Genomic DNA, 26519 nt, shown 5'->3' on the forward strand with positions numbered 1-26519 from the left:
GACAAAGCTCATTGGATTAGCACAACAATGGATAGTAGAACAAAGACAAGCCTAACTTTTTGTTTAGCTGAGCCCTTAAGCTAATTCAGCAATCGGCGGAGCGAACTCTTGACAAACCGAACTTGCCAATGGTTTAAAATGGAAACAACCAAGGGCTTATTTGGTATGCCTTCTTTTGTTCCCTTCGCCCTTGTTAAACAATCCTCAAACCATTGGCGTGTTTGTCAAGAGCGATTGCGGCGCATCTCCATCCAGTAAATAGGAGAGAAACTAACCCTTTAGGTAGTTTTCATAAATCTTTTGACACTACCTATATTTTAGTATTTAATGTGACTAGATTGTGAATTTGCGTTGCAGGCACTCAAGCTTTCCGAGGGCCTCTGAAACTCTCGGTGCTTTTAATCTGAGGGGTCACCCTTAGGTATGCTTTCCCGCAGGACTTTGAATAAGCTTCACCTCTCGAAGAAAATGTTTTTTGAGCATCTAGCACCTTCGTCTGTAATCAAAACGAGCTAAATACCATTAACCTTTACACAACAAAAAACTTATTTACTGTATTAATGTTGTTATCTATACAAAAAAATTTATGTTCTAACTGCCCACTTCGGGCGTTTCATATGGGAAAAGAAGCTGTTTCGGCGTGTACGAGCCTCTATGCGATTCTCGCAGAACTGGTTGGATGCTTCCACAGTTGTAATTCCATTTGCTTCTGCATGTTCGTAGATGTTTAGAAGAGAATTGTAGATAGCCTTTGTTTTGCGTAGTACCCTTTCTTTATTAGGCGTATAAAGCTCATCAGCAACCTGAATTAATCCGCCTGCATTAACAATATAATCCGGAGCATATAAAATGCCCTTCTCTCTCAAAATTTGTCCATGTCGTATTTCCAGCAGCTGATTATTGGCTGAACCTACTATCGCTTTGACTTTCAATTGGCCGATCGTTTCATCATTTATGATTCCACCCATCGCACATGGAACAAAAACATCTGCTTGAGCGCTGTAAATTTCATTGCTCGATAAAACCTTAACCCCCGCACCTATATCTCTCGCTTTGGTGAGCAGCTGGTCGATTGCATGCTGGTTGATATCCGTCACATATAAATCAGCCCCTTCTTCCAGCAGCCTTTCAGCCACTTTAAAGCCAACTTTTCCTAGCCCTTGAATAGAGTAGCTTTTGCCCGAAAGGTCATCAGAACCAGTAAGAGCTTTATTTGTTGCCTGTAATCCGTAAATGACACCTTGTGCGGTTGGAACAGAAGAATCGCCGCTGCCGCCGTATACCTCATCAACACCAACAATGCAATTGGTTTCTTTTAATGCATGGACAAAATCTTCAGTTGAAGTTCCCATGTCTGTTCCTGTATAAAAGCGCCCATTCAATGATTCAACAAATTGGCCGAAAGCACGGAACAATTCAGGGGTCTTATCCTTTGAAGGGTCGCCGATAATAACTGCCTTTCCTCCTCCAAAATCCACATCTGCGGCCGCACATTTATATGTCATGCCTTTCGATAACCGGAGGACATCTTTAAGCGCATCATCTACACTGCTGTAAGGAAACATGCGGCACCCTCCCAATGCAGGCCCCAATCTGGTACTGTGAATGGCTATAATCGCCTTTAAACCAGTTGATTCATCATTGCAGAAAACGACTTGTTCATGATCTTTTATTTTTTGGAACATATCCGTCATTTCATTCTCCCCTTTACTAATGATAGCGCTTACAATATATTTTAATAAAAATGCCTATTTTTTAGGCCGGCTCTCAAACTTACAATCTTCTACTCTTGTTTTAATATCTCGGCAATCTTGCTCTTGGGCAGAATTACCTGTTTGACATCACCTTTGCCAACTAGCTTATCTCCATTATGGACGGTTACAATTGTATATACTGAATTTCCTTCAAGCTTATCAACTGTAGCTGTAATCGTTAGGAAAGATCCTTCCGGTGAAGGGGATAAATGACTGGCGGACACAGCCCCTCCCATCCCCTCTTCTTCTTCATCGAGATAGGGAAGAATCAGCAAACGGGAAGCCCACTCCATATGATAAATCATGGTTACTGTTGAGTATGCCCTGTGGACGATTTCCCCCTCAAACTGCGCAAACATTTCTGGGGTGACAACAGCATGAACAACCGCTTGATTTCCAATACTCAGCCCAGGTTTCATAATATCCCTCCTGTGCTCAACAATAATATGTATGACGTTTATTTAACGATATAATACCATTACGTTAAATAAATAGTCAATAAATTGTAAAAAGTTTAAATATTCTTTTGGGGTGCGGGAGCAAAGTAATAGCTGGAGCGGTCCGCATCCATCGTCGGAGCTTGCACACTCTGTGCGTCGTCCGAGCTTAGGTGAGGATAGCCCGCCCGAAAAGCAGCAAACTTTACTCATACAGCCTTATATAAAAAAGGATTAACCAGCTGGCTAATCCTTTTTTATTATTCTATGAAAGAAGTGCACGATCACTTGCCATTTTTGTTCCGCGAATTCGCTGAAATTCATTTAGCAGCTGTTCTATTGTTAATTGCTTTTTATGTTCCTCATCTACTTCAAGAATAATCTGGCCTTTGTCCATCATGATCAGCCTATTGCCCAAGTCCAATGCCTGCTGCATATTATGGGTAACCATTAAAGTTGTTAAATTATATTTTTCTACAATCTCCTTTGTCAGGCTGGTGATAAGCTCGGCTCGGGCCGGATCAAGTGCAGCGGTGTGCTCATCAAGCAGCAGAATGGAAGGCTCAGTAAAAGTCGCCATCAACAATGACAACGCCTGCCTTTCACCTCCAGATAATAATCCAACCTTCGCATTCAGACGATTTTCAAGGCCAAGGTGAAGCGTTTCAAGCACTTCACGGAAATAGTCTTTACGCTTTTTCGTAACCCCTTTTCTTAATGTCCTTGTTTTATTCCTTGAAAATGCCATTGCGAGATTTTCCTCAATGGTCATGGAAGGAGCGGTCCCAGCCATCGGATCCTGGAAAACCCGTCCAATGAGTTTTGCGCGTTTGTATTCTGACATGCCTGTTACATTCTGACTGTCAATATAAACAGCTCCTACATCTGGAATCATTACCCCGGAGATGATATTCATTAGAGTCGATTTTCCAGCTCCATTACTTCCAATTACCGTGACAAAGTCACCTTCATTTAATGTTAGGTTAATGGTATCAAGTGCAATTTTTTCATCCGGTGTCCCTTCGTTAAAAACTTTATGAATCTGATTTAATTGCAGCACCGGCTTCACCCTTTCTGCCTGACGGCAATTCGCTTAAAGACACACTTTCTGCCAGCCTTTTTGCTTTACGCTTTTTCTCTTTTGTACGGTCAATCACTTTCGGCATAATTAATGCAAGAATGACGATCGTGGCTGTAATCAGCTTCATATCTCCAGGTTCAAGAAACTCTACCCGCAATGCCATTGTTACCACGATCCTGTAAATGATTGCCCCTCCAATTACGGCTAAAGTAGTTCTTGCAATTGTTTTTGTGCCAAATAACGCTTCCCCAATGATGACTGAGGCAAGACCGATAATAATCATTCCGATCCCCATCCCAACATCGGCAAAACCGCCCTGCTGGGCAATAAGAGCTCCCGAAAAAGCAACCATGGCATTTGACAGGCCCAATCCAAGAATAACCATTAGGTTGGTATTTGCAGAAAGGCTCCGGATCATTCTTTTGTTGTCACCTGTAGCCCGCAAGGCCAATCCAATTTCAGTTTGGAGAAAACGATCAGTTAAGAATTTAATCGTAAATGTAACCAGTACCATAAAGAGAAGGATGCCCCATGTCCTTGGGAGGCTTTCGCCTAATCCAACCATGGATAAAATGCTGTTGAAAAAAGAATCAATTCCTGTTTGATCCCAAAAATCCCTCACATGTGTCATAGCCGTTTCCGTATTCAGCAAAGGGACGTTCGATTTCCCCATTATCCGAAGATTTATCGAATATAGAGCAATCATCATTAAGATCCCGGATAGGAGGGCATTAATTTTTCCGAAAGTATGGATAATTCCTGTGAGACAGCCTGCAATAAACCCTGCGAACAAAGCAATAACCGTAGCCATGAAAGGATTAACCCCATTGAAAATCATTGTTGCTGCTACAGCAGCTCCAGTTACAAAGCTTCCATCAACAGTTAAATCGGGAAAATCGAGTACCCTAAACGATAAATACACTCCAAGTGCCATAATTGCGTAAATAATTCCAGATTCGAACGCACCGAATATGGCTGTAAACACTAAGAATCACACCCTTTTTTTAATGAAATCTTTCTTAGCAGTTTTTCAAAGTGAAGAGCATCCGGCAGGAGACCTACCAATAAACGGCTTGCCCTGCCGGTAAAACATTAGCTCTTTCTATTCTTCATGGAACTCTGCAATATCTGACCATTCTTCTTTTACTTCCAGCCCCTGCTGTTCGGCTGCTTTTTTATTAATGACCAGCTTAAGGCTGCTGGGAAGCTCAACAGGAATTTCAGATGGTTTTTTATTCCCTTTTAATACTTCAGCTGCCATTTTGCCGGTTTGGTATCCAAGGTCGTAGTAGCTGAATCCGCTAGCTGCAATGGCCCCGCGTTTCATTGAGTCTAACTCGCCGACAAACAGCGGAATCTTTTTACTGTTAGCAACCGAAATAACTGATTCCAGCGCCGAAACCACAGTATTATCTGTAGGAATATAGATGGCATCCACTCTGCCTACCAGAGAATCTGCAGCCTGTTTGACTTCTGCAGAAGTTGAAACAGATGCTTCTATTATCTTTGCTCCTTTTGGCTCAGCCAGTTCCTTTACCTGCTTTACCTGGACTTCCGAGTTTTGCTCTCCGGAGTTATAAATAATGCCAATATTCTGGACATCCGCTTCATTAATCATAAAATCAATAGTCTTTGAAGTTCCTTCCGGGTGGTTATCTGTTGTACCAGTGATATTGTCTCCTGGCTTGTCAAAGGATTCAACCAGTCCAGCCCCAACAGGGTCTGTCACTGATGTAAACAATATAGGAATATCCTTCGTTGCATTTAAGGCGCTGACAGCACTGGGTGTAGCATTGGCAAAGATCATATCGACTTTGTCACCGACAAAATTATTGGCAATTGTCTGTGTATTATTCATATCTGCCTGTGCATTTTGAAAGTCAAATTTAACATTTTCACCTTCTTTGAATCCTTCATCCTCTAAAGCTTTTTTAAACCCCTCAGTTGCTGCATCTAAAGATGGATGCTCAACAAATTGGGTAATCCCAATTGTGTACTGCTTTTTTTCATTTCCATCTGCAGAGGAACCATTGGATGCCTCCTGTCCACAGCCGCTTAAAACGAGCATGCCAGCAGCTATTAGCAAAGATAAAGCCTTTAACGATTTTTTCATACCGTTTCCCCCAATTCTAAATATTGACTGCCAGAACCCCTGATAGTAATAACCTTTATGTATGCGCTTACATCATGTTGTAATAAAACGGCGATAAGTTTTCTCAAAGGTGTTTTAAACATTTATATGATATTTACTTTGAATATCGTAAATACAACGTTATATTATCACCAGACTCATCTGAGTGTCAATAATATTCCAAAAATTTAATATTTTTAGACAAGTAGGGCTGTTTAACGTTTATAAAAGCTCTGTATCTGCCCATTTTTTTACAGGCACACAAGCTTTCCGCGGGGAGGAATGAAAACCTCCTCGCCTTCGTCTGTGTGGGGTTTGCCACCCGAAAACATAGCCTAAATAAAAAACATGCAGGCTGATCACAACCTGCATGCTAGTCTAATAGCTCTTTTGCTTTTTGAAGCTGATGATTTGCTTCAACTACCATTTTATCTAAAAGTTCCTTTACACTCGGGAGATCAGCAATCAGCCCTGATATTTGGCCGCTATTCATAAACCCTTTATCCCCATTGCCCTCTATAGCACCAATTTTATGATAATCCTCTGTTGTCAAAGAATTAAAATCATCAAGACTGATTCCCTCTTTCTCAAGATCAAGAAGCTTATGGGCAAAGCCGGTGGACAGAACTCTCCTGATCCTGCCAACTGACCGGCCGATAATTACTGTTTCATGGTCAGATGCTTCAATAATTTTCTTTTTATATTCAGGATGAAATGGAGCTTCTTTTGTAGCTATAAACCTTGTACCCATTTGTATGCCGCTTGCCCCTAGAGCCAGCATAGCCGCAAGTCCTTTTCCATCCCCAATTCCACCGGCAGCAACCACAGGAACAGAAACCTTATTGATGATTTGAGGGATTAATGCGAGTGTTGTTGTTTCCAGTGAAGAATTTATTCCAGCGGCTTCATAGCCCTCAGCTGCAATGATATCCGCACCTGCGGACTCTGCCTTCACTGCCTGCCTGACGGATGCTGCAACAGTTATTACCTTTATTCCATTTTCATGCAGTTTCGGTATAAAAGGAGCAGGGTTTCCAGCAGATAGGGATACGACAGGTACCTTATGTTTAATGACATGAGACAATATTTCTTTTACATAGGGAGAGACACTCAGTGCCACATTGACGGCAAATGGCTTGTCAGTGCGGCTTTTTGTTTCCAGAATGATCTTATCGACCTCATCTGGCGGCATTGTCCCTGCCCCAATTGTGCCAAGTCCGCCTGCTTCTGATACTGCTGATGTTAAAATGGCATTGCTTATATTCCCCATCCCCCCCTGGATAATCGGATATTTTATATCCAAAATGCTCGTTAACATATTCAATTAAATTCCCCCTTCGTTAAAATAATGTTATACTAATTTTAATAGTTTGACAATTAAGAGTTTGTTCACTTTTAAAATCAGGGGGAATCTCAATGCTATTATCTTACACTGAACATAAACCTAGGGTACATCAGTCTGTCTTTTTGGCACCAGGATGCTATGTAATAGGCGATGTGGAAGTTGGGGAAGAGTCAAGTATATGGTTTAATGCCGTACTGAGGGGTGATGAAGATGCCATAAAAATTGGGAAGCGCTGCAGCATTCAAGATAATGTGACTTGCCACCTATACGAAGGCTCTCCACTTGTTATCGAAGACGAGGTAACCGTAGGTCATAACGCTATTTTGCATGGCTGCACGATCAGAAAGAGAACTATTGTTGGAATGGGTTCAACCATATTGGATGGTGCAGAGATCGGGGAAGAATGTATTATAGGGGCAAATATACTTATTCCAGCAGGCAAAAAAATCCCCCCTCGTTCACTTGTTATAGGCTCCCCTGGTAAGGTTGCCAGAGAGCTGGCTGAGAAAGATTTGGACCTCATTCAGCTGTCAATCGATACTTATATTCAGAAAGGCAAGGAATATAAGAGCAATCTTACAGAAGTAGTTAATGCAAGGAATATTAAAAAATATTGAAAGAAGCCGTTTAACAGCGGCTTTTTTCCAGGTTTAAGGAGGTATTATGAATTCCATTGGTCGTCATTCCGTCAAAACAGATTCAATTACCCAGTCTGCACGCTCTTTATCGAACTTTCCGATTAGAGAAGTGCTTTAGTCTTTTTCCAAACTGTAATCAAGGGAATGGAAAGTGCCTGTATCAATTGGTTTCACATCCATCAGCATGACCATTTAGCCTTGCAGCTTGCCTTCTTCATCATGGATGGGAGAATATACTACAATCCAAAAAATAATAGCCATCAGTACCCATTGGCACAATGATGGCTCTTCATTACTCTACCATATATGGATGATTAAGAACGTCATAATCGGCATCCCGATTCTTCAGTTCATTCCCCTCCCTAAATACACTTTCAAAAAATCTGGAAGCCGGTTCTGCCAGTTCTTTATAATAATCACTGAATAAAGCAGCAGCATGACTGCCAAGCCACTTATCAGGGAGAAGTTCTTCGGGAAGCCCCGGATCGACAAAAAGGAATTTTCTGTATTCATGCACAAGCTTTGTTCTTTCCACGAAGCATTCTGCATCACTCATATTCCCCTTTTGAATTTTATTTTTATCAATTATATATTTTTGGCTGTACTCAGAAATAAATTCCTGGTATCTGTCATTTATTTCTTGAAGGTTCCAGCTTTTTTCGACAATCTCAATATTTTTATGCGGACCTGCATATTTCGCAATAAAGAAATCGACATAGTTAGCGATATCATATTTTTCTATAAGGTCAAATACTTGTTTTTCCAGATTATTTGCAGAAATCCAGCAGCTGCTGGACATGGATCCAAAGCCGCTCCAAACAAGCTCCTTCCGCAATTCATCCCGTATATTGCGAATCTCTTCAGGAATGGTATACATTAAAATGCGCCATTGACCATCCCATCCTTCAGGCTTTAATTTAAAAATGCGCTTAGCAGCTTCCTCAATTCTTTTCTGCCCTCTTGAAGTTAAAGAATAGTAGCTTTTATTGCCAATCTTTTCAGCCTGGACCCATCCCTGCTTATTCATTCTTGAAATAGCCGCTCTTACAGATTGATCGTTATGGCCAAATTCGCTTAATAGCTTAATTAGGCTGCCAATCCAGATTTTGCTTCCGTAATGTGAAATATAATCTCCATAAAGTGTAAAAATCATTGACCTTGTATTCAACTTGCTTCCATCCTCATTTCATTAAGTGGGTTATACGGAAAAAATACGTTATATAATGATTGTACTAAAATTAGGCGAATTTGAAAAATACTTTTTAGAAAAGCTAAATACTTTGGTGTGCAGCTGGTAAAAAACCATAGAGAATAGGTCTCTATGGTTTTGGCATTCAGCAGTCATCTCGCTCAACGATTGTGGAAATCCCCTGGCCCACACCTACACACATAGCAGCGAGGCCATATTTTGAATTTCTCCGTTTCATTTCATGAAGAAGAGTAGTGAGGATCCGTGCACCGCTTGCACCAAGCGGATGCCCAAATGCTATCGCCCCGCCATTAACATTTACTTGTTCTGGCGCAGCTTCAAGCTCTCTAATGCACGCAAGAGACTGAGAAGCAAATGCTTCATTCAGCTCTGTCAAATCAATATCCTTCATAGTAAGCCCTGCCCTATTTAATGCTTTTCTTGTTGAATAAACAGGACCTACTCCCATTATCGAAGGTTCAAGTCCTGCTGTTGCAGAAACAACATAGTTCCCAAGAGGCTTTAGTCCAAGCTCCTTGGCTTTTTGAGCTGACATCAGAAGCAAGGCAGCTGCCCCGTCATTTACCCCTGAAGCATTTCCGGCTGTTACGGATCCCCCCTTGAAAATCGGCCTTAATACTGAAAGCTTTTCATAGGTAGTTTCCGGTCGGGGATGTTCATCACAGGCAACTATGAGTTCATTTCCTTTTTTATCCTTGTAAACCACAGGAATGATTTCATCTTCGAAAAGCCCTTTTTCCAAAGCCGCTTTAGCTTTCATCTGGCTCTTCAAAGCAAACTCGTCCTGCTCCTCACGAGTGATTCCAAACTTTTCAGCAACATTCTCTGCAGTCTGCGGCATACTTTCAGCACCATACATTTCTTCCAGCCTGCTATTTGTAAAACGCCAGCCGATTGTTGTATCATACATTTCCATATTCCCTCTTGGGAACTCATTACTTGGCTTAGCCATGACAAAAGGTGCCCGGGTCATGCTTTCAGTGCCGCCTGCAATAAAAATTTCCCCTTCCCCTGCCAATATAGCCCGCGCAGCATAGTTAACGGCGTCTAATCCAGAACCGCAGAGCCGGTTAACGGTTGATGCTGCCACCCCGACTGGCAAACCGGCAAGAAGAGCTGACATCCTGGCAACATTACGATTATCTTCGCCTGCCTGGTTGGCATTCCCCATTATAACTTCTTCTATTTCATGAGGGTTAACATTGGGATTTCTGTTAAGCAGCCCTTTGATAACAATGGCCCCTAAATCATCAGGACGTATGTCCTTTAAAGCACCTTTATATTTTCCAATTGGAGTCCTGACCGCATCAACTATAACAACTTTCCTCATTGTGCAGCTTCCTCTTTGGAAGAATAATCATATACACCTCTGCCTGATTTGCGGCCAAGCCTGCCTGCTTTCACATATTGTTCAAGCAGCGGTGCAGGACGGTACTTTTCCCCCAGCTTGCTGTGAAGATATTTTAAATTGTTAAGGCGTGTATCAAGTCCGACGAGGTCCCCCAGCTCAAATGGACCCATAGGATAATTTAATCCAAGCCTTATAGCTTTATCAATTTCTTCAGGAGTGCCAACCCCCTCCTGCAGCATATAAAATGCCTCATTTCCGACAAGCGCGCTGATTCTGCTTGTTACGAACCCCGGAAACTCATTAATGATGACCGTTTCCTTACCCATTTGCTCGGCAGCTCTTTTAATTGCAACTGCTGTTTCTTCACTCGTTTCAAGCCCTTTTATGATTTCCACAAGGGGCATCTTATGGACAGGATTAAAAAAATGCATGGCGATTACTTTATCAGGCCGTTTTGTATAAGATCCAATCTCTGTCGGACTCATCGTAGAAGTATTCGATGCAAAATAACAGGTTTCTGGAGCGTGCTGGTCAATCACTTCAAAGATATTTTTCTTAATGTCCATCACTTCTGGGACTGCCTCAATAACAAGGTCTGCTTCTTTCACATGCTGCGCAAGACTTATTGAATAATGAAGACGGCTTTTGCTTTCTTCCATATCTGCAATCGTCAGTTTATTTCTGGCAATTCCTTTTTCGAAAATGCTATTAATCTCTTTTTCTGCAAGGGCTAATTGTTCCTGGCTAATGTCAACCAAAGTAGTATGAAAGCCTCCAACTGCACTGACATACGCGATTCCTCGCCCCATTACACCGGATCCGACCACAACAAGATTTTTCAATTTAAAGCCCCCTAATGCAAATTTTTTTAGAGTTAACGTCGAGTTCTAAGCGGAGGAGCAATTCCCCGTAAATGACCGATTTGTTCAACTAACCATCAATGAAAAAACCTCGATGATAGTTAGTTTCCCTTATAAAAAGACGAGCACTCGGCACGAGATGCTCGCAAGAAAAACATTTATAGGGGAAATATTTTTACTTGCGCTCCGGACCTTACTATGGTTCTGGGCTATGTGTATCTACTTTCCCTGAAATACAGGCTTCCGCTTCTCGATAAAAGCTTTGACGCCTTCTTTATGGTCAAAAGTAAGGCCCGCAATGCGCTGTCCCTGTGCATCCCTTTCCAGACTCTCCTCCAATGTGGATTCCCAGCTCGCCTTCAGGTTCTTCTTTATAAGGCCAATAGCAGCTGTCGGCATACTCGCTAGCCTTTCAGCAAAAGCCATTACCTCATCATGCCACTGTTCTGCTGGAATTACTTTAGTAGCCAATCCCAGGCCCTTCGCTTCCTGGGCAGATATCTTTTCCCCCAGCACTGCCAGCTCCATTGCTTTCGCATGACCTATGAGCTTTGGCAGAAAATAAAGGTTTCCTGCATCAGGCACTAACCCCACGTGGATAAAAGCCTCTAAAAAGCTGGCTTTTTCAGAGAGAAGCCTGAAGTCGCATGCCAATGCAAGGCTCATGCCTGCTCCTGCTGCCACACCATTAACAGCTGCAATGACCGGCTTCTCACATTTATGCAGCTCCATCACCATCGGATTATAGAACTTACGGAGCACTTGGCCATGGTCCATGTCTTCATTTACACCCTGGAGATCCTGGCCGGAACAAAAGGCGCGCCCTTCACCAGTAATAACGAGGCAGCGGACCTCTTTGTCCCTGCTAGCCTGTTTAATTGACTGCTGGACCTCTTTATTTAATTGCTCAGTGAACGCGTTCAGTTTATCCGGGCGGTTTAATGTAATCCAGGCAATACCCTTTGCTGCTTCATATTTCACCGTTTCGAACATTTGCTATGTACACCTCCTCTATTTCCCTTTAAATTGAGGTTTTCGCTTTTCAATAAATGCCTGCATACCCTCTTTTTGATCTTCTGTAGAGAATAATAGATAAAAATTCTTGCGTTCAAATTCCATTCCTTCATTTAAAGGGCTGTCCACCGCTTTGAGAACGGCTTCTTTAATAAGTCTGATTGAAATAGGTGCTTGATTGGCTATCAGCTCAGCTGCTTTTATCGTTTCTTCCATTAGAAGTTCCTTTGAAATCAGGCTGTTGACAATCCCATGTTGGAGTGCTTCGCGGGCAGTTATCCTTTTACCCGTAAAAAGCCATTCCATTGCCTTCGTTTTTCCAACGAGCTTGGTAAGGCGCTGCGTGCCGCCAGCCCCAGGCATAACACCCAAATTCACCTCCGGGAACCCGAATTCGGCATCATCCGCTGCATAGAGCAGATCACAGCATAAAGCAAGCTCGAAGCCTCCCCCAAGTGCGAAGCCCTGAACGGCTCCTATAATCGGTTTCTTGATCATGGCAAGGCGGTCCCAATCCTTGAATTGGTTGCGAAGCTCAAAATCAATTGTGTTATCGTCCGCCATTTCATCGATATCTGCTCCGGCAGCGAAAGCCCTGCCCCTGCCGCTAATAACAATTGCCCGAATGCTGCTGTCTGCCTCAAAGCCTTCCATAGCTTCCAAAATCTCTGAAACCATTGGCCTATTAATGGCGTTCAGCACACTAGGCCGATTTAAAGCAATTAAACCTAGCTTCTCTTGCTTTGTAACATCAATATATTCATATTTACTCATCTACTTCCTCACCGATCATAAGCGTGATTAAATCACCGGCAAACTTCATTGCGTCTTTCCCGGAAGCTTTTCCTTCATCTGTTTTCATGGCAGTTTGCAAAGCTTCATGGCTGTCATAATACATTTCACACATTAAGTAGTACTTCCCTTCGCCCCCCATAGGACTGCCAACAATTTTTGTAACCTCCATCTTGCGGAGACCCGGAATTTTGGCTGTAAGCGGCGCGTGCGTATTAAAATAATGGTCATCAAATGCCTCCTTATTTTCAGGATGCTTATAAAGCGCGATTAATTTTACCATTTGGTCAACTTCCTTTCGGGTTTATAGTAAATGAGTACATTTAATAGTATTCCTGGAGAAGAAATCATATGTTAATTGGTCAATCGGAAATGATTTTGATTCACAAGGATTTATCTGGCATATTTATTCGTTTTTCAACAACCTATTAGATTTATCTAGCAATCTCATGAATTTATCTGGCATATTCTCTGATTTATCTTGCATCATTTAAATTTTATCTGGCATTGTAAACAATTTGACCGCTAATCAAGAAAACGGCTATGTTTTTCTGAGTATTGGCAACTTTGGCAATCTATCAGCTACATCATTGTCGATACCGGCTTCATTGCTTCAAATGGGTTTCTGCATGATTTGCAGTATAAAATACTGCGGCAGGCGGTTGGCCCAAAAAGGTTATCCATTGTCGTATATGCCGATCCGCAAAACGGGCATTCAACATGCCATTCACCCGTCTCATTAATCCGTTCAGGGGGAGGGGCAATCCCAAATTTTTTTAACTGTTTTCGTCCCTTTTCTGTAACCCTATCAGAGGTCCATGGAGGATGATAGATAAACTGGATTTCTATTTTTTCAAAAACGCCTGATTTCCCTAATTCTGCCTCAGCATTTTTTCGAATAATATCGAGCGCCGGACAGCCCATAAAAGTTGGCAAAAGTTTAACATGAACGGACTTGCCCTCAACTTCGAGATGCTCAACCATACCCAGATCAACAATTGAAATGGAATCTATTTCGGGGTCCTTCACATTTTGAAGCGCTTCCAACGCTGTTTTTTCCAATATTTGATCCTGCGCCATAACTATCACCCTTCTGAAAAACTTACCAGCTTGCAGCTGGAATTGCGTTATACACTTCGCTTAAAGTGGTTAACGCTGCATCAAGGTCGGCTGTATGCTCCCCTTTGCGGCCATCTCCATTTTTCATTGCGAAGTCTGCCTCTGAGACTGTTAGATTGACAGATTCAAAGACAGGTTTCATCACCAAAAGCCAGCGCTGCTTTAATATTTCTTCCGTTTCGATGAGCCCGTTATCTGCCATTTCCTTTGCAGCCGGACCCAATGTAAGGACCCCTTCAAAATCGGATAGAACCTCTTTAACGGCAGCCTCCATCCTTGACCTTGCTTCGCCGCCTGCCTGCATTAGCTGGACAAACCATGTTCTCCAATGAAGGAGATGGTAATATAGCTCCATATTTACCTTTAATGCCACATTGGCTAACGGCTGATAAGTTGAATTTTTTAGTGAATCCATTCGAACTTTCTTCGATTGAACGTAAAAATAGTTTCTCACTATGGCGAAGGCCCAGTCGTATTGCGCTGTAGATAAATAATGCCCAGGACCGTTTACCATTTCTAAGAGAACGGCATTTTTTCGCTCCGCAGCTTCCCTTCCATGGGCAAGATGATCAACATTTCCTTCGCCGAGATCCTCCAGCAGCTGATATAGCATTGCCGCATGGCCCATTGTATCCTGACTGATTGATGAGAAGGCTACATCCTCCTCAATATGCGGTGCAAGGCCAAGCCATTCCGAGCCGCGATAGGCAAGGATGAAGTCATCGTCAGCCAGCTGGTATAATAAAGAGGTAAGTGCTGAGTTCATTGAATCGCTTGGCTTTCTTTCAGGGTTACTCACTTTTCTTCATCCCTCCCCATGACAAGATTTCCTTTTCATCAAGCATTTCCTGCTCATAGTGACGCCATTTTTTCTTCAAATATCCATACCCTTTAGTGGTTCGATACTCTTTGTTATCCAAGCGCTGCAATGATTGTTTTTCTTCTAATGTCATCTTTCGGATATCTGATCGTTTAACCACCCAAATATCAGCTACCGGCTCTCTCCTCATAAAATTCTCCTGAGCCATCACGAGGGCAAGCTCCCGATTTGGTGCCAGCAGAGAAAATTGATATTGGAGAGGAGAGGCGTCGGTTCGTTTGCTAAAGACTTCAAACTCCTGATAAAACCCTTTGCTTCCCAAATTGTTCCCTCCCATCTCGTCATTTTAATTTGTTGTATTAAGGGCATCTCGCACCCATTTGTTCGTATCGTAAGCTGTGCGGCGCAGTCCTAGTCGCTCTTTGGATTTCGGCCCGTTATTTTTAATAATATCCTTAAACTTGTTCCAATCGGGCTCTTTATACACCCATAGATTCTTTTCCTGATCAAAATGCATTGTTTCATCCGGAATTGTTAGGCCAAGGGAAAGAACCCGCGGTATATATTTTGTAAAGAAGTCCTGCCTCAGCTCTTCGTTCGTCTTACTCCTGATCTTATACTTTATGGTTGTATCCTGTTTGGAAGTTCCTGTAGCAGTTGCATCCCCAGGTCCGAAAAACATTAGTAAAGCTTCCCACCAGCGGTTAACAGCATCCTGAACCATCGCTTTTTGCTCATCAGTTCCTTCAGCCAAGGCCATGATAATTGCTTCACCATGCTGAGCATGGAAAACCTCTTCGGCACAAATTCGTTTTAGTGCCCGGGCATATGGACCGTAAGAGGCATTAAGCATATTGGTCTGTGTAATAATAGCCGCACCGTCAACCAGCCAGCCAATCAAGCCTGCATCCCCCCAAGTTGGCGCCTCCATATGGAAGACGTTGTGGAACTTAAGCCTGCCGCTGAATAGATCCTGCATAATATCTTCACGCGTTTTGCCGAGTGGCTTCATTAAATCCTCAGCAACACGGAGCAGCAGCTGCCCGTGACCCATCTCATCCTGTACCTTTGCCATGATCCCAAGCTTTCGTTTTAATGAAGGAGCTTTAGGCACCCACTCTTTTTCAGGCAGCGCCCCCATGATTTCACTAATGCCATGCATCGAAATCAATTTAATCAATGTCATTCGGTAATCTTCCGGCATCCAATCATCCGCCTCGATTTTTTCACCTGCATCAATGCGTTTCATAAAATGCTCATATTTTTGCTCTTCTGTCCATTCCTGATATGAAATTACTCCAGACATAAGTTTCACCCCCAGTGAAATAAAACTCTTTTATCATAATTGTTGGTTTGCTTATATATCTTGCCCGTTGATGTCCGCTGCGGGGAGAGATGGCAGCCTCCCCGGCTTCGCCAGTGGGGTCCCTTACCTCCCTCTATTCCCGCACGAAGAAAATACGAATCCATTTTCGCGGAGTCAAGTACCCTCCGCTCCAATCAACTCAGCCAGGTAAACTAAGTTCGCCTTCAGGTAACCGTATTTTCCTTTATGCGATTCACAATACGTACAGCTTTGCCTTCCGATCTTGGCAAGGCATTCAGCGGATGAATTTCAAGCCCGATACTGATAAAGCAATGCTGTTTCAACGCTTGATGAATTTTCTTTTTTACCAATTCGGTTTCTTTCATATTCCGATAAAACCCTTCGCTCCATTCAGCGTGAAGTTCCAGCGATTTTAAGCTTCCTCCTTGAAGCACATGAATTTGATAGTGCGGAGCGAGTTCCGGTATCTGCAAAATGCATCGCTCAATTTCGGAAGGGAAAACGTTAACTCCATTTACATTCAGCATATCATCTATCCGGCCTTTTACACGGCTCATGCGAATAGTAGTCCGGCCGCACCGGCATTTTTCTTTCGAAATGGAGGCTATGTCGCCGGTACGATATCGAATCACTGGAAAAGCCTCCTTGGTTAAACTTGTGAAAACCAATTCTCCTTCTTCACCACTTGGAAGCGGTTTCATTTCTGCAGGATCAATAACCTCTACATAAAAATGGTCTTCGGCAATGTGAAGCCCATTTTGGGCTTCATGGCACTCCATGGCTACTCCCGGCCCCAGCACTTCACTAAGCCCATAAATATCGCATGCTTTAATTCCTAGTTTTTCTTCCAAAGTATTCCTCATCTCTTCCGACCAAGGTTCAGCGCCGAAAATGCCATACTTTAATGAAGTCTTTGCTGGATCGATCCCCTGGTATTCCATCTTTTCAGCCAGATTCAAGATATAGGAAGGAGTTCCGCAAATGACTTCAGGCTGAAAGTCTTGTATAAGCATAATTTGCCTATCTGTATTCCCTCCAGATATAGGGACGGTTGCCATACCAAGCTTTTCACTTCCATAATGGAGCCCCAGACCCCCGGTAAAAAGACCATATCCATAGGCATTATGCAAGGTCTGACCCGGAAGTCCTCCTCCAATCGTGATGGCCCTGGCTATGAGATTGCCCCACATTTCAATGTCATTGCGGGTATACCCGACAACAGTCGGCTTTCCGCTTGTACCTGAGGAAGCGTGAAGCCGGACAATATCCTTTTTACCCACAGCAAAAAGCCCGAATGGGTAATGTTCACGCAGATCTGCTTTAACGGTAAATGGCAGCTTTTCAATATCATCCAGGCTGTTTATATCTTCAGGTGTAATATTACTTTCCAAAAACGTTTTCCGGTAAAAAGGCACTTTGTTAAATACTCTGTTCACTGTCTGCTTGAGCCGATTCAACTGCAGCTTTTCTATATAATCGCGGCTTTCCGTTTCAACATCATGCAGAATCAAGGCAAGACCTCCCAGGTTCATTATCATTTTAGAATAATATTTTATATAACGTTTATATATCGTTATATTTAATATGTGTCATATATTTAACACAAAGATACCGTGTTAATAGGAAAAAGTCAACTTATTTTCTGAAAATTTACTAATTTATTTTAATGAAAAAATTAAATAACATTAGCACCTTTTAGTGTATGGGTTTGTCTACACTTCATTGTTGGCTTCCGCTGCGGACGCTCAGGCGAACCGCGGGGTCTCCCCCGTATTCGCTCTTCTGGCTGGACTTTAATTAAGCTTACCCGAGTAAATAACCTGCGGAGGAAATACGAACGCATGAGTAAGGATCTCGTGCCTCCAGCTCCAATTAACACGGTGCTAAATCAATACAGCTTTAACACTATTTACTGCACCGATTTCCAAAGAGGTTATATAAAAGCAATTCCTTCATTCAAAAAACCCCAAAAAGCCCGCGGGATCGCGGGCTTTTATTATTGCCATTCCTTTAATTTCTTCACAATGCTATTTTTCCATTTCGATAGAAAAGTTTCTTCTCCTTTGGCTGTCTTTTGTTTCTGCCATTCGTTATAGCTGGCAATGGTGATGAGAAGCGAGCCCGCTATTAAAAGGTAAGCCCACCAAGGGAGATTGCCCCAATATGGCCTTGTCTGCAGAAGAACGTTTAGCAGAAGTACACCTGACCCGACAAAGAAATATGATTTTATTCTGCAGAAAGTACCTGCCAGCATAGATAGGAGCGAAAGTGTACCGACAATCAGCGCATCATATACTGTGTTGCTTGTAAGACCATCCTGTACAAGCAGCAAGGAAACCATGATGAGGACAATCCACTGTAGCCTATTAGTCAGCATTCCGTATCTCCCTTTAAGTGTTTTCTTTGCAAAAATAATCAGGGCAACCCATGGCAGCACATATAGTTCCCTCGCTATCAGTAATGGTATCTCGACATTGCGTAATACCGTATAATAAGGATCCAGTAAAATAACTCCAGAAAGCAAACCTGGCAGCCAGAAATAGTGGGAGGCAATTCTCTGACGCTGCAAGAAGACGAGCATGCTAACTAATAAGCCAGGGAGTGCCTTTGCCCATAAAGACGCTACAGGGATAAGATACATTGAAAGACAGAACAACAAGGCTGTAAAGGTATAGCTGTCTGCCTCTCTTTTCTTTCCTTCAATTAGGAATATCCCGCTGTATATGGATTTGCCGATAAAGCTCAGTACTAACCCTATGCCAGCCGCAACTAAAACTTTATAATCGGCTGAGAGCTGATTTATAAACAGAAACTTCATCGTACCAGCATAAATGAATACCAGCGGAATTCCTGCCAATAAATCCAGCTTCAACTTATGCAAAAAGATTAGAAATCCAACCGCATATACTATTAAGATAAAAAAGGTCGAATATCCAAATGGATAAGCTGAAAAAAATGCCAAAATGCCAAGCACAGACCATGGAATAAGAAAGTATACGCTTCTTTCCCTATCAGCCTGCTCAGCAAATAGCCAAAAAACAAATATGCAGCAGCTTACAAGAAGAAAGGCATACTTACTGAAACCGCTATCCCATACTTGATCCATCCCCATCAGGACAGCCATGAAGAGTGCAAGGAATGAGCTGTAAAGGAAGAATTTCACTTTCCATTCGCTTTTCGGGACTCTTGAGCTGATCCAATAAATAATAACTGCTACTGCAAATGCCCATTGGCTGTCTTCACCATGCAGAATAAGGGTGAGGAACAATGAAATAGGCATGAAAATATGGCCAACCCATGAAAAGCCTCCTGCCAAAATTGCGTCCCTTTTTAATATAAAGAAAGAAGCTATGAGGAGAACCCACGTGCCAAACGGAAGCTGAATCCACAGGAAGAATTGAAGGTCAAATCCTAATTGTGCCACTCCATTTAAAATAGAAAGGTATGTGAGCAAAGAAACTGCTGCTGAGGTAAACGGGACCCATTTTTGTTTTATAGCATGATATAGAAACAGATACATAGCTGCTCCGCCCATAAGCACTGCCGGCCTCATCCAGACTTCATTGATAGGCAAAACGATTGCAGAAAATATAGAAATTGTGTAAAAGCCCTGGGCAATGAAAAAAGAATTTCGCGCTTCCCCTTTTTTTGCTTTTAAAACGAAAGTTATAAACAGGAGTACAGCACTTGCCAGAACTGTGTTCATAGTCATTCCCAATGCGTCATGATAAAAGGAAAAATTCCTCCTCATTTCTTCTCCGAAGAACATAAAAGCAAACCCGAACGATAAAGGTATGGCCCATGGGATCGATTCCGTATAGAAGGCCCTTTTTTCCTCTTTATTCATCAGTAACATTGCAATGCTGAAAATTAACAGCATTAAACCAGCTTCCAGCCAATCAAGGAGGCCAATAGATATCAGTGCAGAAAATAACATAATAGCATTCCCTACATCGCGGGAGCTCAGTGTTATAACATTTAATAGCGGATGCTTCACAAAATAGCCAAAACTTATAAATAGCAAGAAGCCGATAAAGAATATTGGCAGAGTAAAATGATTGAAGTTAAGTATCTGGTTAATCATCAGGAAAACTTCATAAAGCGCAGAAGCTATAAAGATGGGAGCCAAATAAGCAAAAAGCCCATTAGCCATTGTTTTTGCCAGATGGATAAACTGGGTCGCTATTATGATATAGGCTAATAGCAGTGCAGCCGATGGTTCATTTATCTTAAGAAGTATTCCTTCTGCCGAAATATAGAGAAACACCAAGATAGAGACAGCCGCACTCGTAATCCTGAATACATGCTTCCAAGGATATTGGTTATCCAATAAATTAGGGACCAGCAGAAAGCCTGCTCCAACCAGCGCATAGATTACCGGACCCGCTGCATCTAAAATAGAATGCTCTGGTAAGCACCATATACAATCAGCAAACTGAAAACAAAATGATATTCCTCTTTGCCGGTAACAAAGACCATCGATAAATAAACGGCTGCAGTCACCAGAATATTTACGCTGTAAAAAACATGGCTATTAAAGAAAGCAAGCATCAAAATCGTTGAAAGCACTAAATTAATTTGTGCAAAATAGACCAGTTCCTTTGAAAATAATTTAAAGTTTTCACGTTTTTTAATCCGGTGATAAGCTGCTCCAAGCATAGCATTAAAAAGCATGATCCCTAAATAAAAGCCGTCCCTTTCAAGTTTGAATGCTGCCAAGGTATAACCGGCACCAGTGGTCAATGCGATAAATGAAAACCAAACAAAAAAACGCGAACGAAATTTTTGGGCAAGGAAACTGTATATCGGTACAATTAGAAAACTCCCTGCCGCTCCAAGAATAAACCGTCCATCTCCATTGAAAGAAAAGTACGGGCCAAGAAGTTCAAACCATCCAACCGATAAGATAAAGATTGGTAGGAATAAACTGCCGAGAACAATGAAAGCAAAAGAGGTTCTCTCAATTTTTAAGATTTTATTAGATAAATAAGCCATTCCATAGAAAAGAAGCGAAACAAAAGCAATCGAACCGCTCTTCATCCAGTTGGCCATCGTTTCCCAGTTGCTTGTTGCGACAAATAGACCGCTGATCAGAAGCAGGATTACTCCAACATTCAGCAGCCACGAAATATTTCTTTCACGTATTTCTTCAGTGGATAATTTCTTTTTTACAGGTTTTATAGCCTGCTTAGTCGGCTGATTATCCTTTTCAGTTTGCGCAGCAGAATGAGCTGCTGCCATTCTTTTCTCCTCCAAGTCTGAGTAATACTTTTTATGAGCATTCATAGTGATTTCAAAGTGTTCTTCTGATAGATACTCTTTTTCTTTAAGTTTTGCCAGTTCAAATTGGAAAATACTTTTATGATATGCTTCAGTTTTTGAGTCCATGTCATCACCTCTTGGCATCAAATGAAATTTCATCCAAATTCTACAATTAGTGTAATTTTACACATTTTAACCCTTTTATTCAATACCTCATTGGCAAAATTTTAAAATTCTTTAAAGGCTTTTTTAGTAATGTGTGGCATTAAGTGGACTTTACATGCAGGAAATTATTTTAGAACTACGAATGGTATAAGAAAGAATTGTTAAATTTGCAGAAATGCGATTAAATTATTTTTATAAAAATGCAGGCAAATATGGTTAAAGAAGGAAATTATCATTTTTCTCAGAGTAAATTGTTTTATGCCCCTTGCGTAATCCCCTTTAAAATCAGCATTTTGTAGTCCAATCTTCCTAATAAAAAATCCTAATATTATATCCGATAAATTTCTGAATAACAATTCTATCCGAAAAATATTTTTTACCTTATATTATTCTAGAAATTATTATCTACGACGGAGGAATCACCCTTGAAAAAACTGCAAATATTCTTAATGGCTATTTTATTATTCGGTTCGTTCCCTCTTGCAGGCTACGCAGCTCCAAACGAGAAGGACCTGGATGCATTTTTGGAAGAAACAAATTGGGATGCTGAAGGTTTGAATGATCATCTAGAGTATTTTTGGGATTATAGCATTGAAGATTTTGATACGATCAAAGAATTAATAGAGTTCCTTGGTGAGCCAATTACGGAAGAAAACCTGCAGCAGCTATTGACTGATTATGGTTTTGTGAACGAGGAAGAATTAATTGCACTGCTTGTGGAAAATGGTGAAATGGAAGAAACTGAGGATGTTCGTAAGGTATTCAGATACATAGATGCATTGGATGTTACTGCTTCTTTTCTAACATATACAGGCACGGAAATTAATGATGAAACACTTAAGCAGCTCCTTGAAGACTACGATCTTACCCTGGAAGAACTAAATGCACTGCTTGAAGAAAATGAAGATTCCCTGGAAAACTACGATTATATTGAAGATCTTGACATCATGGTATCCATTTATCTTGGTGTTGATGAAATGCCAGGCGAAGATGAGCTGACTCAAATGTTAGCCGATATTGGCCTTACTGAGGAAGAGCTTGAAGCATTAATGACACATTTTTTAAGTTTGGATTTAGAAGACCAAGCCTTTATTGACAAAATGCTGGACCTTGAAAACCGCTTAATGGCTTTTGGCGATTTCGAAAGCGCTGAAGACCTAACTGAAGAAGAAATAGCAGAGCTTATTAGCATTATGCAGGAAATGATGGATCTCTTTCAGCTAAATGCAGAATTTTATCTGGTGAATGATCAAGGGGAAAAGAGTCATTTAAAAACAGAAGAAATGATTGCTTTGGAAGAAACCAATGGCTATGACCTTCTAATTGAACTATACAATACTGAAAGCGTATTTCTGGCTGACATCATTATTACTGCTGATATGTTCAGTTCAGAATTAATTAAAGACACAGCTGGTGATCTAGACCACGCAGAAACTGTTATAAAAAAACAGGGACCTGTTAAAGCAAAGCCAGCTCCAAAGAGCATAAAAACTATAAAAGGCGGAAAGCTGCCAAATACTGCCGGAAACTATACAGAAGGTGCACTTGGAGGAGTCGCTATGATTTTATTAGGGGCAGTCATTATTCGTAAACGGAAAGTGAAGTCTGCGTGATCAAAATTAAAAAAATTCTTGGACTGGCCGTGATTATTATTGGCATTTGGCTGGTTATATCGAATATAAAGCCCTTTTTCCCTGCTAATAAAACCACTGCCCAAAGTGACCAAAAACCAATTGAGCAACAAAGCCTGCTACATGACGTGAAAAGTCAAAATCCGCAGGAATCTGCCTTGTACCCTAAACGACCTTCTATTGGGGAAGAGATTGGGGAACTTACCATACCAAAAATATCTGCCAGCCTTCCCATTTTTCACGGAACTGACGAAGATGAACTGGAAAAAGGAGTTGGCCATTTTGCAGGAAGTGTCCTTCCAGGTGAAAATGATAATTCGGTTCTTTCAGGCCATCGTGATACGGTATTCCGTAAACTGGGCGATGTTACAGTAGGCGACTTGCTGGTTGTAAACACTTCTGCAGGAGAGTTTACGTACAAAGTACGAAAAGTACGGATTGTTGATGCAGATGATCGAACCGTTATTGTGCCAAAACCGAGAGCTACACTGACTGTTACTACCTGTTACCCTTTTGATTATATTGGGGATGCACCACAGCGTTATATTTTAGTTGGCGATTTAGTAAGAAAATAGAATTCCTCCGCTTTTTTAAGCGAAAAACAAAAAGGAAGGCCTATCCTCGAGGCCTTCCTTTTATTCAGTAATTGTCACCAGTTTTACGTCTGCAAAATCAAATCGATGGTATTTATCATCAGAATCTGTAATTTCAACGAATCCTTCCAGATCCTTAACTTTTCCAATTACCTCGGATTTGTTTTCTGCTTTTACTGCTTCAGTAACTGCTACATCTTTTTCAAAAGTATAAATAATTTTATACGACTTCATGCTGTCAAACTCTCCTTTCGCTATTTATCTTCCCGTATTTGGAGGATCTAAACTAATAATTTTTTAAAACGGGCAGATTCAAAACCCTGATAAAAAAGGGATAGGGAGATGAGCAGCATATTTATAGCAATTGCTAGCAAAATGCTATTCGACAAATATCAACTAATATCAGCACAGTTATAAGTGCTTTCTTCCAATTCTTCTATAAATGGACAATCTTCGCCAAGTGAGAGTAACCTTAAGCTATGCATGGCTCTGGTGCAGGCTGTATAAAAGAGCTTCCTTTCCCTTTCTTTTCTGTATTCAGAAGCATTGAAGATGATGACCGCATCAAATTCAATCCCTTTAGCCAGATAGGATGGTATTACGACAATACCGCCCTCATAGGAAACCGTACCTTTTTCAATTAGCCTTGCATTTACTTTTTCCTTTAAGATTGCAAAAGCTTCTTGGCTTTCCTTGGCTGTTTTGCATATAACTGCTATGGTTTTATGACCCTTATTTCTAAGTGTTTCAATTTCCTTCTGAAGCTGCAAATTACGGACTTCTCTGCTGCCAGTTTTAACTACAACGGGCTGGTCTCCGCTGCGATTAAATACTTCTATATTTTCTCCGCCTGGAATTATGCCTCGTGTAAATTCTACGATTTGTTTAGTTGAACGATAGCTTTTCATGAGCAGGAGTGTTTCTTTTTCATATTCCTCGACAGTCTGATAAATGGTTGAATTGCCGTCCTGCTGCAAATAAATAGCCTGGTTTATATCTCCTAGGAGCGTCATTTTGCTATACGGGAAAAGTTCGCGAATATATGCAAACTGAAATGCAGAATAATCCTGCGCTTCATCAATAAATACATGTCGGATTGAAGTGTTGGATTTTTTGCCTTCAATTTTATCCTTTAAATACAAAAAAGGGGTTGCATCTTCATAAGGCATTTGAGCATTTTTTACTTTATTGATGGTTTGTTTGCTTATTTCATCCCAGCTATCAGAAGTTCTTCCTAAAAAATGCTTATAGAAACTCTCATAAATAGCAGGCATATCTATGAATTTATACTGTTTTATTTTCTTCTTAACGGGTTTGAATGTTTTGCTGACAATCATTTTTGCCAAATATTTTTCTTCCATCTCATGGTCGTCAAAAGTATAATCCTCTTCCCCTTGTTTTCTTTGGCGCTGTTTAAAAGCTTCCAAATAAACTTCCTTATCCAGGTAGCCGATCGCTTCTTCTACCCATTCCTTTTTGCGTTCCCTCTTTTCCTGTAGTCTAATCTGACTCAGAAGCCAATCCTGAAGAAGTTGAATCCTATTCGGAATCGGATTGGAAGAGTCGAGCGAATAAAATTGTTCAGATATTTGCCGGCTTGTTACGAGGACCTTCCCTTTTAAAACGATATCCCTAAAAACAAGACCCCCTTCAGATAAATGGAGCAAATATTGATCAATCTTCTCTTTAAAATTTAAATCGGATTTTACTTTGATTCCTTTCATCCTTATTTGTGTTATTGAATCATCACTGGATGTAAGGATTTCCTCAAGCTGTGTAAACGGATCCTCTACCTGAAAATCATCTCCAAGCCGATGTGTTAAATATTCCTGGAATGTTGTTTGTCTCATGCTTTCTTCCCCGAGCTCTGGAAGGACTGTCGCTACGTAACTATTGAAAAGCGGATTGGGTGAAAAAAGCATGATATTTTCGGAATTTAAAGTATCTCGGTATCTATATAGAAGGAATGCCGCACGCTGAAGTGCAGCGGACGTTTTACCGCTGCCTGCAACACCTTGCACAACAAGAATTTTGCTGCGTTCATTCCGAATGATCTCATTCTGCTCTTTTTGGATGGTCGCAACGATACTCTTCATCTGAGAATTTGCCTGATTTCCAAGCACCTCCTGAAGCATCTGGTCCCCAATCGTTACACCTGTATCAAACATTCCTTGTATTACACCATTTCTTATGATAAATTGACGTTTTAAAGTCATTTCACCGTGAATCGTTCCGGTTGGTGTCCGATATTCAGCCATACCTGGCGAGTAATCATAATAAAGGCTTGAAATGGGAGCACGCCAATCGTATATGAGAAAATTTTCATCTCTCTCATCCATAAAAGAAGCTATGCCCAGATAAATCGGCTCCGTTACCCTTTCACCTTCCTCTTTAAAGTCGATGCGCCCAAAATATGGCGATTTTTCAAGCCGGCCAAGCACTCTTAGCTGTTTATCCAAATGCCCCTTGCTTCTTTCACGTTCGGAGAGCAATTCTGCCTGTTGCTTGATGCTGGTAAAAGTCTCAATAACATCATCAGGTTCATCAAGGTTGACTGTTACATCATCCCAAAACGTTTGGCGTATTTCCAGTGCCTGAGAACCAACATTCTGAGTCTTTTCCATGTAGGAGCTTTTCTTCACCTTGATTAAGTCAATAATTGAATCTACTCTATTCTGTTCTGCAGCTTTGTTTTGCAACTCACTCATAAAACCACTCCCCGAAAAAAATTGCGGTCTTTACATTGACATCCCTATTTTGGTGTGTTAATATTATAATAGGGATAAATTCATTAATTTATTATAGATAAAATAATGAACCGCGTTTACCATTTTATCATGACATGTATGCCTTCACAACATTTTTATGTAGATAATTGATTATTCATGTGTCTTTAAATCAGGACGCATAATTATTTAAAATACTTGTTTACATAATATTATTATATGATACATTAACATTTAAAAAAGGAGTCTATCATTAAATTAAT

The 26519-nt window shown here is 41.2% G+C and carries 24 protein-coding genes; 3 read left to right on the top strand and 21 right to left on the bottom strand.

Going from position 1 to position 26519, the window contains the following annotated elements; genetic code table 11:
• Positions 1-584: 584 nt before the first annotated feature.
• From L634_RS0109995 to L634_RS0110020, 6 genes are all read right to left on the bottom strand, one after another.
• A complete protein-coding gene (locus L634_RS0109995; protein ID WP_026582329.1) occupies positions 585-1694 on the bottom strand; it encodes a Leu/Phe/Val dehydrogenase in 1110 nt (369 codons plus the stop codon).
• Between the two features lie 89 nt (positions 1695-1783).
• Positions 1784-2173: a thioesterase family protein gene (locus L634_RS0110000; RefSeq protein ID WP_026582330.1), complete on the bottom strand. Its 390-nt coding sequence runs from the start codon at positions 2171-2173 to the stop codon at positions 1784-1786.
• A gap of 283 nt (positions 2174-2456) precedes the next feature.
• Positions 2457-3251 (bottom strand): ABC transporter ATP-binding protein, encoded by a 795-nt coding sequence (locus L634_RS0110005; protein WP_026582331.1) that lies wholly within the window; start codon positions 3249-3251, stop codon positions 2457-2459.
• Entirely contained in the window at positions 3226-4257 is a 1032-nt protein-coding gene (locus tag L634_RS0110010) for an ABC transporter permease (protein ID WP_026582332.1), read from the bottom strand. The genes L634_RS0110005 and L634_RS0110010 overlap by 26 nt, the downstream gene beginning before the upstream one ends.
• A 117-nt stretch (positions 4258-4374) precedes the next feature.
• Positions 4375-5385, bottom strand: a complete 1011-nt coding sequence (locus tag L634_RS0110015; RefSeq protein ID WP_026582333.1) for an ABC transporter substrate-binding protein — start codon at positions 5383-5385, stop codon at positions 4375-4377.
• A gap of 391 nt (positions 5386-5776) precedes the next feature.
• On the bottom strand, positions 5777-6727 hold the full coding sequence (locus tag L634_RS0110020) for an NAD(P)H-dependent flavin oxidoreductase (protein WP_026582334.1): 951 nt from the start codon (positions 6725-6727) through the stop codon (positions 5777-5779).
• Positions 6728-6819: 92 nt separating this feature from the next.
• Here L634_RS0110020 and L634_RS0110025 point away from each other — a divergent pair, with 92 nt between their 5' ends.
• Positions 6820-7365, top strand: a complete 546-nt coding sequence (locus L634_RS0110025) for a gamma carbonic anhydrase family protein (RefSeq protein ID WP_026582335.1) — start codon at positions 6820-6822, stop codon at positions 7363-7365.
• 313 nt (positions 7366-7678) lie between these two features.
• Here L634_RS0110025 and paaX read toward each other — a convergent pair whose 3' ends face one another.
• The 13 genes from paaX to L634_RS34280 all read right to left on the bottom strand — a co-directional run bounded on the left by paaX (position 7679) and on the right by L634_RS34280 (position 21267).
• A complete protein-coding gene (gene paaX / locus L634_RS0110030) occupies positions 7679-8554 on the bottom strand; it encodes a phenylacetic acid degradation operon negative regulatory protein PaaX (RefSeq protein WP_026582336.1) in 876 nt (291 codons plus the stop codon).
• Positions 8555-8720: 166 nt separating this feature from the next.
• Positions 8721-9926, bottom strand: a complete 1206-nt coding sequence (locus L634_RS0110035; RefSeq protein ID WP_026582337.1) for a thiolase family protein — start codon at positions 9924-9926, stop codon at positions 8721-8723.
• Entirely contained in the window at positions 9923-10789 is an 867-nt protein-coding gene (locus tag L634_RS0110040; RefSeq protein ID WP_026582338.1) for a 3-hydroxyacyl-CoA dehydrogenase, read from the bottom strand. Before L634_RS0110040 ends, L634_RS0110035 begins: the two co-directional genes overlap by 4 nt.
• Positions 10790-11026: 237 nt before the next feature.
• Positions 11027-11800 (bottom strand): enoyl-CoA hydratase-related protein, encoded by a 774-nt coding sequence (locus L634_RS0110045; protein WP_026582339.1) that lies wholly within the window; start codon positions 11798-11800, stop codon positions 11027-11029.
• An 18-nt stretch (positions 11801-11818) separates the two neighbouring features.
• Entirely contained in the window at positions 11819-12595 is a 777-nt protein-coding gene (locus L634_RS0110050; protein WP_026582340.1) for an enoyl-CoA hydratase-related protein, read from the bottom strand.
• Positions 12588-12896, bottom strand: coding sequence for an EthD family reductase (locus tag L634_RS0110055; protein ID WP_026582341.1), 309 nt, complete (start codon positions 12894-12896; stop codon positions 12588-12590). The genes L634_RS0110050 and L634_RS0110055 overlap by 8 nt, the downstream gene beginning before the upstream one ends.
• Positions 12897-13195: 299 nt before the next feature.
• Positions 13196-13693 carry a 1,2-phenylacetyl-CoA epoxidase subunit PaaD gene (paaD, locus tag L634_RS0110060; RefSeq protein ID WP_026582342.1) on the bottom strand — a complete coding sequence of 166 codons (498 nt, stop codon included), beginning with the start codon at positions 13691-13693 and terminating at the stop codon, positions 13196-13198.
• Positions 13694-13715: 22 nt separating this feature from the next.
• A complete protein-coding gene (gene paaC / locus L634_RS0110065; protein WP_269521524.1) occupies positions 13716-14531 on the bottom strand; it encodes a 1,2-phenylacetyl-CoA epoxidase subunit PaaC in 816 nt (271 codons plus the stop codon).
• Positions 14524-14874, bottom strand: coding sequence for a 1,2-phenylacetyl-CoA epoxidase subunit PaaB (paaB, locus tag L634_RS0110070; RefSeq protein ID WP_026582344.1), 351 nt, complete (start codon positions 14872-14874; stop codon positions 14524-14526). Before paaB ends, paaC begins: the two co-directional genes overlap by 8 nt.
• A gap of 24 nt (positions 14875-14898) precedes the next feature.
• Entirely contained in the window at positions 14899-15858 is a 960-nt protein-coding gene (gene paaA, locus L634_RS0110075) for a 1,2-phenylacetyl-CoA epoxidase subunit PaaA (protein WP_026582345.1), read from the bottom strand.
• A 224-nt stretch (positions 15859-16082) separates the two neighbouring features.
• Positions 16083-17390, bottom strand: coding sequence for a phenylacetate--CoA ligase family protein (locus L634_RS0110080; RefSeq protein WP_026582346.1), 1308 nt, complete (start codon positions 17388-17390; stop codon positions 16083-16085).
• 485 nt (positions 17391-17875) lie between these two features.
• Positions 17876-20209 (bottom strand): hypothetical protein, encoded by a 2334-nt coding sequence (locus tag L634_RS30945; protein ID WP_232233741.1) that lies wholly within the window; start codon positions 20207-20209, stop codon positions 17876-17878.
• Positions 20210-20271: 62 nt separating this feature from the next.
• Positions 20272-21267, bottom strand: a complete 996-nt coding sequence (locus L634_RS34280; RefSeq protein ID WP_232233742.1) for a hypothetical protein — start codon at positions 21265-21267, stop codon at positions 20272-20274.
• 464 nt (positions 21268-21731) lie between these two features.
• Between L634_RS34280 and L634_RS0110090 the strand changes: the two genes are divergently transcribed.
• Both L634_RS0110090 and L634_RS0110095 read left to right on the top strand, forming a co-directional pair.
• On the top strand, positions 21732-22919 hold the full coding sequence (locus L634_RS0110090; RefSeq protein WP_026582347.1) for a processed acidic surface protein: 1188 nt from the start codon (positions 21732-21734) through the stop codon (positions 22917-22919).
• Positions 22919-23512 carry a class D sortase gene (locus L634_RS0110095; protein ID WP_026582348.1) on the top strand — a complete coding sequence of 198 codons (594 nt, stop codon included), beginning with the start codon at positions 22919-22921 and terminating at the stop codon, positions 23510-23512. The genes L634_RS0110090 and L634_RS0110095 overlap by 1 nt, the downstream gene beginning before the upstream one ends.
• A gap of 60 nt (positions 23513-23572) precedes the next feature.
• Here the strand turns inward: L634_RS0110095 and L634_RS0110100 are convergent, their stop codons facing one another.
• Complete coding sequence (locus L634_RS0110100; protein ID WP_026582349.1) at positions 23573-23764, bottom strand: hypothetical protein; 192 nt, start codon at positions 23762-23764, stop codon at positions 23573-23575.
• A 158-nt stretch (positions 23765-23922) separates the two neighbouring features.
• Complete coding sequence (gene helD, locus L634_RS0110105) at positions 23923-26238, bottom strand: RNA polymerase recycling motor HelD (RefSeq protein WP_026582350.1); 2316 nt, start codon at positions 26236-26238, stop codon at positions 23923-23925.
• Positions 26239-26519 lie beyond the last annotated feature (281 nt).

Origin of the sequence: Bacillus sp. J33 (genome assembly GCF_000518885.1) — a bacterium.
Classification (GTDB): Bacteria; Bacillota; Bacilli; order Bacillales; family Cytobacillaceae; genus Cytobacillus.

Excerpts from the sequence above, each read along its gene's own strand:
- paaA (WP_026582345.1), bottom strand. The coding sequence starts at position 15,858 with ATGTCTGGAGTAATTTCATATCAGGAATGGACAGAAGAGCAAAAATAT.
- L634_RS0110015 (WP_026582333.1), bottom strand. The coding sequence starts at position 5,385 with ATGAAAAAATCGTTAAAGGCTTTATCTTTGCTAATAGCTGCTGGCATG.
- L634_RS0110045 (WP_026582339.1), bottom strand. The coding sequence starts at position 11,800 with ATGTTCGAAACGGTGAAATATGAAGCAGCAAAGGGTATTGCCTGGATT.
- L634_RS0110000 (WP_026582330.1), bottom strand. The coding sequence starts at position 2,173 with ATGAAACCTGGGCTGAGTATTGGAAATCAAGCGGTTGTTCATGCTGTT.
- paaD (WP_026582342.1), bottom strand. The coding sequence starts at position 13,693 with ATGGCGCAGGATCAAATATTGGAAAAAACAGCGTTGGAAGCGCTTCAA.
- L634_RS34280 (WP_232233742.1), bottom strand. The coding sequence starts at position 21,267 with ATGGACTCAAAAACTGAAGCATATCATAAAAGTATTTTCCAATTTGAA.
- L634_RS0110055 (WP_026582341.1), bottom strand. The coding sequence starts at position 12,896 with ATGGTAAAATTAATCGCGCTTTATAAGCATCCTGAAAATAAGGAGGCA.
- L634_RS0110050 (WP_026582340.1), bottom strand. The coding sequence starts at position 12,595 with ATGAGTAAATATGAATATATTGATGTTACAAAGCAAGAGAAGCTAGGT.
- L634_RS0110025 (WP_026582335.1), top strand. The coding sequence starts at position 6,820 with ATGCTATTATCTTACACTGAACATAAACCTAGGGTACATCAGTCTGTC.
- L634_RS0109995 (WP_026582329.1), bottom strand. The coding sequence starts at position 1,694 with ATGACGGATATGTTCCAAAAAATAAAAGATCATGAACAAGTCGTTTTC.
- helD (WP_026582350.1), bottom strand. The coding sequence starts at position 26,238 with ATGAGTGAGTTGCAAAACAAAGCTGCAGAACAGAATAGAGTAGATTCA.
- L634_RS0110100 (WP_026582349.1), bottom strand. The coding sequence starts at position 23,764 with ATGAAGTCGTATAAAATTATTTATACTTTTGAAAAAGATGTAGCAGTT.
- L634_RS0110035 (WP_026582337.1), bottom strand. The coding sequence starts at position 9,926 with ATGAGGAAAGTTGTTATAGTTGATGCGGTCAGGACTCCAATTGGAAAA.